This is a genomic window from Methanolobus vulcani, from assembly GCF_006546655.1.
Classification (GTDB): Archaea; Halobacteriota; Methanosarcinia; order Methanosarcinales; family Methanosarcinaceae; genus Methanolobus; species Methanolobus vulcani_A.
The window spans coordinates 89982-102896 of record NZ_VIAQ01000017.1; the positions used below are offsets into that span (position 1 = coordinate 89982).

Below are 12915 nucleotides of genomic sequence, written 5' to 3' on the forward strand. Positions count from 1 at the left end.
TGTCCTGAGCAACTTCATTCGTCCTGATAGTTTCATTCTGCAAAACTGAAAAAATAGGAAATATGTTTGAAAAAACATTTATAATAAATTATATCTAAGTTGAAAATAATAAATATTCAATTCGTGGTCATAGAAAATTCAAATATTTCCAGAACAGCACATCATAATAAAAACAGTATGCATCACCAGTGGTTGTAAATATATGAAACGTTTAAACTGCCTGTTACAGTCAAAATATATCATTTGTTTCATCTATCTGATAATTGTCAACAGTGAGATGGTGACTTGATAAGGGAAAGAACAAAACTAATGATATCAGCAGGAATTCTCATTCTGGCAGGAATTATCACAATGAGTATACTATTACAGGATGCACCTGTAGTTATACAAATAGAAGGTGAATCATTCAAAATTATTGAGATTCCCTATTCCTATACTACAGGTGAAGCTTACCTGCTGTTAATATCCGGTTTTTTCTCAGGTTTTGCATTGCACCAGGTATTTTTGTCCCTAGATATATATCCGTTTGCGCATGAAAATATTCATGAATCCGATTATGGTATTGAAACCGAAGAAAATTTAGAAATACTGAGCTCTGATGAAAAAGCAGATATTTCTGATAAAAATAAGGCTTCAACTCCAGTGGACATGAGAAAAGTACTTCTCATGGCTCTGGAAGGAGACGAGAAAAAAATAGTCAGGACAATTGTGGATAACAATGGACAGATGCTTCAGAATGAACTTGTAAACAGACTTGATTTTTCCAAAGCTAAAACATCGCGTATTCTTTCTAATCTTGAAAAGAAGGGCATAATTTCTAAACAGAAATATGGCCTGACCAACTGCATCTCACTGACCGAAGAGATAAGGGGTGAGAACAAATGAGAAAAGAACTTCCATTAATCCTGGCAGGAATTATTCTTGTTTCTGTCATAATATGGTGGCACTATGACAGTAGTGTCGATGTAAAAATTGTCGAGATAAATGCACCCCGGACTCTGGGGGTAGATACTATCAGAAACGACAACATGAATGAAATTGAACTTGTCATACAGAACAACGAATCAAAAAATGTTGAAGTAAAGATTGAAACTGAAAACGCGTTTGTAGATGAAAATGGGAAGAGTGCTGATACAGTTATCGTTTTTGGATATAACGGCTATCACTACAGCAATTATATTTCAACACAGGATAAAATCAGCCTTGAGCCCGGCGAGAACAGACTAAGCCTGTTGCTTGGATATCAGGTTACAGGAGAACAGAATGTTCACATCAGAATTGTAAATAATGAGGTTGTTCTGGATGAAGAATCTTTTACTGTAGATGTTTTACCTCCTGAGCTTTCAATTGAATTGGATTATAATCTGGAATCTATCGGAGAACTGGATATCTATAATATTGATGTTTATGTGTTGAATAATGGTCTGGGGAGAGCCGAGGATGTTGAAACAACAATCAGTATAATTGATCCTGAAACAAAAGAAGTTGTAGTTTCAGAAAGTAGAAGTATTGTTGTTCCTGCTTATTCAAAAAGCCCATTCAGCACATGGAAAGATTCACCTGACGCAGTTATAGAACTAAGTTCCGGTAAGAATTCGGATAAGAGTTACATGCCTGCTCAGCCAGTTTTCAAAGGGAAAACAGGAGAGCAATATATTGTGAAGGTTACTGCTGTATGGCATGATCAGGTCATTGAAAAGGAGATACTGGTGCCTGAAAATAGTTCTATGACGGAGGTCGAACTATGAAACAGAGAGCAGAAGGATTGAGAACAAAAGCACATAATTTTATCATAATTGGATTTTTGCTATTAATCCTTGTTTCTGAATGCAGTGCTTATCAGGAAAATGATAATGCTAAATACACCACTTCAATGGTATCAAATTTTAATCTTTCATCGATCATAGATGCTTTTCGTGCATACATTAATGTCGAAAATAAAAGCAATCAGGAACAAGATAATGTAAGCCAGTGGATTGAGATTTTTGAAGACAAAAATCAAAATGAAGATGAAAGATCCCGTGCTGCACACAAACTTGGGGAATCAGGAGATAGCAGAGCTGTAAAAACTTTTATCAAAATTATGGAAGACACAGGAGAATCTGCTCAAATAAGAGAGTATGCAATTGAAAATCTGGGAAAGGTTGGAAGTAAAAAACATACTAATATATTAATACAAAAGCTTGATGAAGATCCCCTTAGAGCAGGAGCAGCTGTTGCTCTGGGTAATCTGGGTGATAAAAAAGCAGTCAAGCCACTAATGGAAATAGTGGCAAATGAGAGTCAGCCGGAATATATGCGGGAGCATTCAATAGAATCACTTGGAAAAATAGGGGATGAAAGAGCGGTTGAAGTGCTTATTGAATGCCTGAAGGATGACTCGCCGTATTATATAAAAGGTCAGGCTGCATGGGCCCTGGGAGAAATTGGTGATAAAAGAGCAATTGACCCTTTAACTGAGCTACTGGATACTGAGCATGAATTTGCAGTTACCAGTTCAGCCGAGGCTCTGGACAAATTAGGAGCGCCGGTAGAAGAGATACTTCTTGAAAATATTCAAAATCGTAATACTGCTGTGCGGATTAACTCAATCTATGCACTACGTGCATTGGATGAACAGAGTGCTTATGATATAATTCTGGAAATTGCAGAGGACAAAACAGAAGATGAAGAGGTTAGAAGAGCAGCTATCTCAGCCCTTGGAAAAATAGGGGATGAAAATACCATTGTGCCTCTTGTTGAAATTCTGGAAAACAAGAATGAAAAAAGGATAATAAGAACCAGAATCCCACGGGCATTAATGAATATTGACGAAAAAAAGGCTGTTCAAATACTAATTAAGGAACTTGAAATAGAAGACGTGGAAATTCGATTAAGCATTCTGTCTGCATTCAGAGGGTCGGATAATGAGAATAAAGAGAATCTATCGGTAGCTATCGGACCGGTTAAATACGTTTTATTAAACGATGAAAAGTGGGCTGTGAGAAAAGAAGCTGCACAGATTCTTGCAGATATTGCCGGAGATGATGCGTCTGATACGCTACTACTGGCTTTGAATGATGAGGAACACGATGTCAGGTATGTTGCAGCAATGAACCTTGTCAACATAGCAGATGAGAACTCAACAGAACCTCTGGTAAATGCCCTTAATAATGAAACAAATAATGGCATACGTCAGTATATAACATGTGCTCTTGTTCACACCAATGACAGCAGAGCAATACCAGCACTTATCCAGCTAATGCAGGATAAGGAAGAATACCTGAATGTGAGAATTAAGGCTGCAACGGGACTTGGAACCATGGGTAATAAAACGGCAACCAAGCCCCTGATGGAGATACTTGACAACAGAGATGATTCGCCAGATATCAGAAACACAGCAGCACTTTCACTTGGACATCTTAAAGACCCCACAGCAATCGAATTACTTACCAGGATTGCAAATGACAAAGAAGAGTATCCTGTCATCAGACAAAATACCCGGGAGGCACTAGAAAAAATCGAAGAAAACAGTTCTATGATAATCAATGAATCTCAGGTAGTTAAAATGGGATTCGATGTTTCTTCGATTGTAGATTTTTTCCGCTCATTTATCCATACAGAAAGAAATGATAATGTAAGTCAGTGGATTGATGTTCTGGAAAACAAATCAGAAAGTGAAGATAATAGACAACATGCCGCCTACTTGCTTGGGGAATCAGGAGACAGCAGAGCTGCAAAACCATTCATAAAAATAATTGAAAATACAGAAGAACCAGATTCACTGCGTCAGTCGGTTACCAGATATTTTGGAAAAGTTGGAAATGAACAACATACCGATATGGTAATAGAAATGCTGGATGATGACCTTCTCGATATCACAGCAGTTGTTTCCTTAGGTGATCTGGGAGATGAAAAAGCAGTTGAACCACTCATGGATATACTCGCAAATGAAAGCCAGTCAGAAAATATGCGGGGAGCGGCAGCAAAATCACTTGGACAGATTGGCGATGAAAGGGCAGTTGAATTGCTTATTGAATGTCTGGAAAACGGACCATGGCAGATACAACCGGAAGTTGCCCGGGCTCTTGGAGATATCGGTGATAAAAGAGCAATTGAGCCTTTAACTAATCATCTGGATGATGAGTATGAATTTGCAGTTATAAATTCAGCCGTATCTTTGGAAAAATTAGGAGCACCGGTAGAAGAGATGCTGATCGAAAATCTTGATCATCGGGATGCTACGGTCAGAATCAATTCAATCCATGCACTTGGTTCTATTGAGAAAACAGATGTTTATGATATATTCCTTAACATTGCGCAAGACAGGACTGAAGAAGATAAGGTGCGAAGAATTGCTATCATTGCACTTGGAAAATTAGGAAATGAAGATGCTATCAAACCTCTTGTTCAGATACTGGAAAATGAAGATGAAAGAAAGGATGTGAGAAAAAGCGTTCCGTGGGCACTAATGAGAATAGACGAAGAAAAAGCAGTTCAGATACTTCTGGATGAATTTGATATAGAAAATATGGAAGTTAGAGCAAGTATTGTTTCTTCATTTAGAGGAACAGAAGAAGAAAAGAAAAACCTATCAGTAGCAATCGAACCACTTGGTTATCTTTTACTGAACGACGAAGAATGGCCTGTGAGAAAACAAGCAGCAATCGCTCTGGGAGGTATAGCCGGAGAAAATGCATCAGATACTCTGGCACTGGCATTGAATGATGAAAATTCAGAAGTCAGGTCTGTTGCAGCAATGTATCTTTCCTATATGTCTGATGAGAACTCTATAGAATATCTGATAAATGCTCTGGCAAATGAAACAAACAAGTATACACGTAGTGATCTGGCACGTGCACTTGGTCATACAAACGACAGCAGGGCAGTACCTACACTTGTACAGTTAATGCAAAATAAGGATGAATACCTGAATGTAAGAATCCATGCCACTGAAGAACTCGGAACCATAGCAAACAAAGATGCTACGGAGCCTTTGATGCAGGCACTTGAAAATAAAGAAGATTCACCGGACATCAGAAACGCAGCAGCAGTTTCACTGGGACAAATCAAAGATTCGACAGCAATTAAGCTGCTTACCGAGATTGCAGCTGATGAAAACGAGCATCCTGCTATCAGGCAAAGTTCGCAAGAGGCACTTGAGAAAATAGAAGAAAATAATTCTGCAATAAATGATGAATTGCAGGTAGTTAAAATGGGATTCGATATTTCATCGATTATCGATGCATTTCAGACATTTATCCATCCAGAAAGAAATGACAACGTAAGCCAATGGATTGATATTCTGGATAATAAGTCTGAAAGTCAGGAAAACAAGTTTGATGCCGTGTACAAACTTGGCAAATCAGGAGACGGTAGAGCTTTAACTCCTTTTTTGAGAATAATGAAAGATACGGAAGAATCCGAGTCAATACGCCATGCTGTTGCGTCAAATATTGGGAAGGTGGGAACTAAAAAGCAGACGGACATGTTGATAAAAATGCTGGATGATGATTTTTTTGATATCGCAGCGGTCGTTTCTTTAGGAGATCTTGGAGATGAAAAAGCAGTTGACCCACTTATGGATATACTCGCAAATGAAAGCGAATCAACGAATATGAGAGGAGCGGCAGCAAAATCACTCGGAAAGATCGGAGATGAAAGGGCAGTTGAATTGCTAATTGAGTGCACAGAAAATGAATCCTGGCAAATACAAAACGAAGCTATCTGGGCGCTTGGGGAAATAGGAGATAAAAGAGCTATTGAACCTTTGACTGAGTTTATCGACGGTAAGGATGAATTCTTGCTTACCGATTCAGCCGAAGCCCTCATAAAACTGGGAGAGCCGGTGGGGGAGATGCTTATCGACAATCTTGACGAAAAAGATATAGAAGTCAGGGAAAACTCAATTACTACACTGGGTGTGATCAGAGAACAGAGTGCTTATAATAACCTTCTGGAAATTGCTGAGGATAATACGGAGGATTCAGAAATGCGGACACGCGCCATCTTTGCCCTCGGAAGACTGGGCAACAAAAATGCCATAGAACCACTCACCAATATTCTGGAAAATGAAGAAGAAAAAATGAGTGTGCGAACCAGAGTCCCGAGATCATTATTGATGATCGATGAAGAAAAAGCCATTCCGATAATGATCAAAAACCTCGGCAGCAAGGATATGCAGGTACGCAAAAGTATTTTGTCTTCACTAAGTTCGTATGAAGAAGGGCAAAAGAGAAATTCAGAACTATTTGAAGCAATCGGACGTCATTTATTATATGATGAAGATGGGGTTGTGAGAAGGCAAGCTGCAAGCACCCTGGAATCAATATACGGGAAAAATGCTTCCGGATTTTTAGCCCTTGCACTGGATGATGAACAATCTGATGTCAGGAACACTGCTGCTGCGAGACTTATGAATCATGCCGATAAAAATTCAACCGAGCCTCTGATAAATGCCCTTAACAATGAAACCCGTGAGAATACACGTTATTATATGGTACGTGCGCTTGGCAATACAGGGGACAGCAGAGCAGTACCTGTTCTTGTGCAGATAATGCAGGACAGAGAAGAATACATAGATGTACGGATTGAAGCTGCAGAAGAACTTGGTATCATCGCAGATACGAATGCGACCATCCCCCTGATGCACATACTTGAGAATAAGGACGATTCACCCGAGCTAAGAAATACAGCAGCGATCTCACTTGGGAATCTCAAGGACCCAGAGGCATCCGAGGTTCTCAGCCGGGTTGCAGAGGATAATGCAGAATACCCCTACATCAAGTGGAGTGCAAAACAGTCACTTGAAAAGATACAGGAGGCAAACGCTTCCTGATATCTTAAATTTAAATCGGATTACCTGATTTTCTAAAAATCATCGTCCTGGGCATAACTTCTTCCCAGTTTCAGGGCAAGTTCCGCTTTTTTGAGTTCCTGCCCAAGATAAGCAGCATGCTCCATCCTGGAAACCAGTTCCATTTTCAGAATTGTGTCCATGACTTCCCTTGCAGTTTTTCCGACAATCGAAACATTGTCATGTTCAGCAAGGATGCTGCCATCTTTCATTCCAAAACGATCAGGAATTATACTTATCCTGATGCTGCCTTTTGGATCAACAATCCACATCTTACTCTTTTCTGCACTTACAAATGTTTCAGGCAGAACAGAATCCGTTCGTCTTCTTTTCTCTTTGATCTCTATCAGGTCGATTCCAAGATCCTTTGGTGAACTTTCACGCTCTTTTGCCAGCATCATCATCTGGGATGCTCTTTTTAGCTCACTTATGGAACCCTGGGTCTTGTTACTGTATTCCGGAGTAAAGAGAATACTTGCTCCTACATCTGCGCCGATTCCACAGAGAGTTGCATTGACACCGGTGGAATCAGCATCAATAAGTTCTGTAACATTGCCTATTCCATAGAAAACCGGGATATCAGGGTTCTTTTCATGGAATTCCATATACCTTACAATAGAACCGGCAATTCCATGACCTATTGGGTCAAGAACGGGGTCAGCAATTAATTTCTTAATGCCAGCTTTGCGGGCAAGTTCAATGTTATTCATCAAACTGTCATAACCCTCGCCCTGATCGGGTATCACAACCGCAGGAATATCATGGGTGGCAATTTCAGAAGCGATCTCTGCAATATTACCACTATCTAAGCTGAGCACCATATCAATTCCACAATTGAGGGCTTCTCTGATAAGTACAGGATCAAGAGTATCAATACTTACCGGAAGAACGGTGGTTTTGCGAGCAATACTGATAGCTCGTTTCACATTATCAGGAGTTGCGTGCAGGGATGCACCAAGGTCAATCATGTCAGCTCCCTTCATTTCAAAACTGCGGATTCGCAATTCAAGTGCTTCAGATTCAAGTCCTGTGGCATCAACCACCTCTGAAAGCACTTTCATACGGGACTCATCACCAATCTTCATTCCCCTCAGTTGAAGCAGACAACTGGCAGCATCCTCTAGCTCCTCAACTTTTTCAATAGCCATGGCACGCCTTACATCTGCCAGAAGCTCACAGGCAGGGACTTCTGTTGAGAATTCCATATTTTCTGCAACCGGTAGAATAAAACCAAGATCATAGGCATGTTTTGGACCAAGCCTTATTTTACATCCAAGTTCCTCTTCTGCCTTTTCAAAATTACCGGAAACAAGGCCAGGAACGAATATCAAATCATAATTGAAAACAGGAATTTGTTCTTTGATCGCGGCAAGCAGTTTACGAGGAGTAATGAATGCGGCAACCTGAGTGTCAGCAACAACAACATCTGCGTGGTCACCAATTGCATTCCTTACAGTCTGTTCAGCAAGTCTGCCCGTAGCTATCAGTATTTTCATGAATGGAAATAGCAGTGAAAGTAAAAAAGAATATCTGCCAATTTTAAAATCCATTTAGGAAAAATTAGCAGATCCGGCTTAATGCCGGACTGGTACTGATTAAATCAATCAGTGAATAATGTCAATGATCGATCCGCCGTTGCCCCTGGACTGAATTGGTTCAACAACTGAACGGCTGACCTTGTTCACAGATGTGCTTGCACGTCTGTATGCACGTGGTGCCTCTGCCTGAGCAGGTTCACGTGCACTCTCGTATGATACACTACTGCACTGTGGATGCCCGAGGATCTGTGCTGACTGGACACCTGTCATGATAGCCATTACACGTACTCTGCCTTCATACTCAGGAGTGATACGTGCTCCCCAGATAACATTTGCACTGGATGAAAGCTCGTATGTGAGTGAAGCAGCAATCTCTTCAGCCTCTTTAAGACTAAGGTCTGGTCCACCGGTGATGTGTACAAGACTGCCTGTTGCGCCTCTGTAGTCCACATCAAGAAGTGGGTGGTTAAGTGCTGCACGAACTACATCATCGCTCTTGTCCTGGTTCTTGCTTTCACCAACAAGCATTACTGCAACGCCGCCGCATCCCATGATAGCTCTGATGTCAGCGTAGTCGATGTTGATAAGTGAAGGCTGTGTGATTGTTTCTGTGATTCCCTTTACAGTCTCGGAAATGATCTGGTCCATTACTGAGAATGCCTGATCGATTGGGAGATTTGGTACATACTCAAGGAGTCTGTTGTTGTCAAGCACAATAACTGTGTCTGCAGCGCGGCGGAACTCTTCAAGTCCTTCCTCTGCCTTGACTGCTCTTGCCCTTTCAACTCTGAAAGGACTGGAGACCATACCTACGACAATTGCACCCTGTTCCTTTGCGATTTCAGCTACTACAGGAGCGACACCAGTACCGGTTCCTCCTCCCATACCTGCTGTAACGAAAACAAGGTCTGCATTCTTGAATATCTCTTCAAGGGTGCCACGGGCAAGTTCTGCTGCCTTTGCACCAACTTCCGGGTATCCTCCTGCACCAAGACCGCGGGTAAGTGTCTTGCCCACGAGAATCTTCTTGTCTGCACGAATGAGGTCAAGGTGTTGCTTGTCAGTGTTGATAGCTACTGTTTCAGCACCCTCAATACCCATATTGTAAAGTCTGTTAATAGTGTTATTACCTGCACCACCGCATCCAACGATCATAATCCTTGGCTGGCCAAGAATATCAAACTGATCATCGTTTATTGCAATTGACTGGCGGTACGCTTTCTCTTTCTCTGTGTGTTTTAACGCTTCCTGAACTATTGACTGCACTTTCATCCCCTCACGGATTTAGTAACATTACGGTATAGTGTTCTGGTTTTTAGTTGTTGCTCGAATTTTACTGTAACCATTCATCAACGTTTATCAACGTTTTGTAATTCTGTAATTGCTATATTTCCCTTATTGTTTTTATACTTATCCTTTTATGCAAGTTTGAAACATTTTACAAAAAAGGACCCGGAAAGCTGGCAAACAGTAAATAGTACATTTGAGTCAGAAACTATATAAAATTAACCTGCTTAATTTTTATATTTACGAACTGCATAAAAATAGTAAGACCAGTTATTCCAGAATATTTTACCCAATATCTGCCCAATCTATTATATACCATTTTTATCATTTATATGATAAAGATATATACCTCGTAAAAAGAATTAAGAAACAAACCTATCTTGAAAAATCATCTGATAGATTATCTTAAAAATAACCAATTATCGCTTCAACCGAAAACACCAAACGCCGGAGACTTTTTTTGGACGGAATACACATTGCAATTGCAATTCTTTTGCTTTACTGGATCGTTGTAATAATACTTGACAGGAAAGGAATACTTGAAAAATACAATATCAGCACCTACGGTCCTGTTCTTATGATAAGGACTACAAAAGGACTGAAATTACTTGACAAGCTGGCCATACCTAAAAAAGCATGGAGAATCTATGCGGATATTGGTATCAGACTGATGTTTGTAGGAATGATAGCAATGCTGTTTGTTGTTATCCTTTCAGACCTTGCGATGATTGCATCGTATGAAGCTAACACAATGCCGGAGCCTAGTAAATTCAACGAAGCAAGGAATATATTCCTCATACCCGGTGTCAATGAGTTCATTCCCTTAACATGGGGTGCCATTGCACTACTCGTCACCCTTGTTGTCCATGAATTTTCACACGCAATATTATGCAGAGTGGAAGATATCAGGGTCAAATCCATGGGTATCCTGCTTGCTGTTGTCCCTATTGGTGGTTTTGCAGAACCTGATGACGAAGAGCTTTTCGGAAAGCGGGAAGAAGAGCTTAATGATGAGAACGATCCTTATGGGGACCGGCGCCTTGGAATAATAATAGACAAGAAGAGCGAAGAAAAGACAATTGTCAAAACCGATGAAAAGGTAGCCACCCGCACCCAGAGAGCAAGAATACTTGCCGCAGGTGTTATGGCAAACTTCGTGGTGGCTTTTCTGGCTTTTGCACTGCTTTTCGGACCAGTACTCGGTTCACTTGCACCTCTTGGAGATACAATGGTTGTGGGCGTTTCAGAGGATGGTCCGGCATATTCAGCTGGAATCCGTGAAGATATGATTATAACACAACTGGACGATACAAGCATCAACAACGTCAATGAAATGCTTGATTATCTTGATGGACTTGAGGCGGGAACTTCGGTGACGGTTTATGCGTCCACTGACCGTGAGATATCAAGTTACCAGCTTGAAGTTACAGATACAGATATTGACCCTGAAGGAGTTCTTATCCAGAGCATAGTTGAGAACACACCTGCGGAAGCGGCAGGAATAGAAGCCGGCACACACATACTGTACCTTGACGGAAACCCAATTTATACCTATACTGATTTCAGTGAAGTCCTGAGTGAGAGTACCCCCGGACAGGAAATCTCAGCTGTTGTTGAAAACGACGAAGGAGAAACAACTGAATATATGGTCACGCTCGCAGAACATCCTGATTATGAAGGAAGGGGCTTCCTTGGAGTTACAACAACATCCGGAGGAAATGTCGCAACATCACTTGGTTTCTCTGTGGGCGAATATCCGGCAGCAGAATATCTTGAATTACTGAAGGGTATTCCGGGCATGCTTGGAGGAGTTGCAGGATGGTACATTATTCTTGTACTTCCAATTAGCGGATTTGCAGGTGAAGGATTCCCTGGTTTCAGTGAAACACTTTCCCAGTTCTACGTGCCTGTTGGATGGGCAGAACCTTTCGGAATAGGAATATTCTGGCTTGCAAACACACTCCTGTGGGTTGGATGGCTTAACTTCTATGTGGGTCTGTTCAATTGTCTCCCTGCTGTACCTCTTGACGGAGGACATGTTTTCAGGGATTCCATAAATGCTTTCATTTACAAGGTCACAGGAAATGAGGAAAAAGCGGAAAATGTGTCAGCATTAATAACAGCCACATTCGCAATGATGATATTATTATCATTCATCTTCATGGTAATAGGACCATACCTTGTATACGGCTTCTAAGACTGGAAAAACGCAGTATGAATGCATAAACAGGGAACTCACATGAAAAGAAGACACCTCTGGCATAAAACGCTTCTCAAATCAGTCATTGGAGCCTTTGCCATAATACTGGTGTACATATTACTTTTTATTGAGATTATGATATACGAGGGACAGACTGAGTATGTAAATATCTATGATGCAATTTACTGGGTCGTAACCACCCTGACAACAGAAGGATACGGAGATATTACAATGACTTCCCCAATAGGGAAGATGTATGCTGTTTTTGTCCAGCTGACAGGAATACCACTGGTATTTGGAATACTTTTCACCCTTGTAATTATTCCCTGGATGGAGAAAAAGATCCAGTCAAGTATTCCTTCCAAAGCTCCAAAGAAGCTTGCAGACCATATAATTCTCTGCGGATATAACAAGCTTATAGAGACACTTATCGAAGAGCTGAAGGAAAACGACATCCCATATATTCTCGTAGAAGAGGAAGCAGAACTTGTGATGGAACTGCTTAAAAGAAATATTAATGCAATTTATGGCCTGGCAAGTGAGGAAGAAACACTTCGAAATGCAAACATAAAAGAAGCCCGCTTCCTGATAGCAAACAGAAGCGATGAGATGAATGCGAATATCGTGCTTACAGCACGTAATATCAGTGAAGTGAACATCATTGCAATCGTTGAGGACAGAGCCAACAAGAAATACCTGAAATATGCAGGAGCAACAAGTGTTGTTTCACCAAAGGAACTCTTTGGAAGGTTCATCGGAAGAAAGGCCGCTGATCCGTTTGTGAACAGGCTCACCGGTGCAACGGAATTCTTTGAAGGGGTCAGTATTGTGGAATTACCAATATACCCAAAAAGTCCGTTAATGGGTAAAACCATGAAAAATGCGGCCATAAGGGAAAAGACCGGTGCAAACGTTGTTGGTATGTGGAAGGGTGGAAGCCTGACATTTGTTATCAGACCCGATGACATCATCAAAGATAATTCAGTGCTCCTTGCAATAGGTTCCAATGAACAGTTATCGAAACTTACTAAATTGACTCAATCCGCGGAGTAAAT

At 40.9% G+C, this 12915-nt stretch carries 7 protein-coding genes; 5 read left to right on the forward strand and 2 right to left on the reverse strand.

Annotated elements, in window-relative coordinates:
- The first annotated feature begins 285 nt into the window (after positions 1–285).
- From FKV42_RS10945 to FKV42_RS10955, 3 genes are read left to right on the forward strand one after another with little or no spacing between them, the layout of a single operon-like run.
- Positions 286–885, forward strand: coding sequence for a helix-turn-helix transcriptional regulator (locus tag FKV42_RS10945; protein WP_230375655.1), 600 nt, complete (start codon positions 286–288; stop codon positions 883–885).
- A complete protein-coding gene (locus tag FKV42_RS10950; RefSeq protein ID WP_154810272.1) occupies positions 882–1748 on the forward strand; it encodes a hypothetical protein in 867 nt (288 codons plus the stop codon). Before FKV42_RS10945 ends, FKV42_RS10950 begins: the two co-directional genes overlap by 4 nt.
- On the forward strand, positions 1745–6817 hold the full coding sequence (locus tag FKV42_RS10955; protein ID WP_154810273.1) for a HEAT repeat domain-containing protein: 5073 nt from the start codon (positions 1745–1747) through the stop codon (positions 6815–6817). Before FKV42_RS10950 ends, FKV42_RS10955 begins: the two co-directional genes overlap by 4 nt.
- A 32-nt stretch (positions 6818–6849) precedes the next feature.
- Here the strand turns inward: FKV42_RS10955 and FKV42_RS10960 are convergent, their stop codons facing one another.
- Both FKV42_RS10960 and ftsZ read right to left on the reverse strand, forming a co-directional pair.
- A complete protein-coding gene (locus FKV42_RS10960) occupies positions 6850–8331 on the reverse strand; it encodes a dihydropteroate synthase-like protein (RefSeq protein WP_154810274.1) in 1482 nt (493 codons plus the stop codon).
- Positions 8332–8439: 108 nt separating this feature from the next.
- Positions 8440–9639, reverse strand: coding sequence for a cell division protein FtsZ (gene ftsZ, locus FKV42_RS10965; protein WP_154810275.1), 1200 nt, complete (start codon positions 9637–9639; stop codon positions 8440–8442).
- 481 nt (positions 9640–10120) lie between these two features.
- On the opposite strand from ftsZ, the gene FKV42_RS10970 reads away from it, so the two are divergent.
- Both FKV42_RS10970 and FKV42_RS10975 read left to right on the forward strand, forming a co-directional pair.
- A complete protein-coding gene (locus FKV42_RS10970) occupies positions 10121–11857 on the forward strand; it encodes a site-2 protease family protein (protein ID WP_154810276.1) in 1737 nt (578 codons plus the stop codon).
- A gap of 42 nt (positions 11858–11899) precedes the next feature.
- The gene (locus FKV42_RS10975; RefSeq protein ID WP_154810277.1) at positions 11900–12913 is read left to right on the forward strand and encodes a potassium channel family protein; all 1014 of its coding nucleotides are present in this window, start codon (positions 11900–11902) and stop codon (positions 12911–12913) included.
- Positions 12914–12915: the final 2 nt, after the last annotated feature.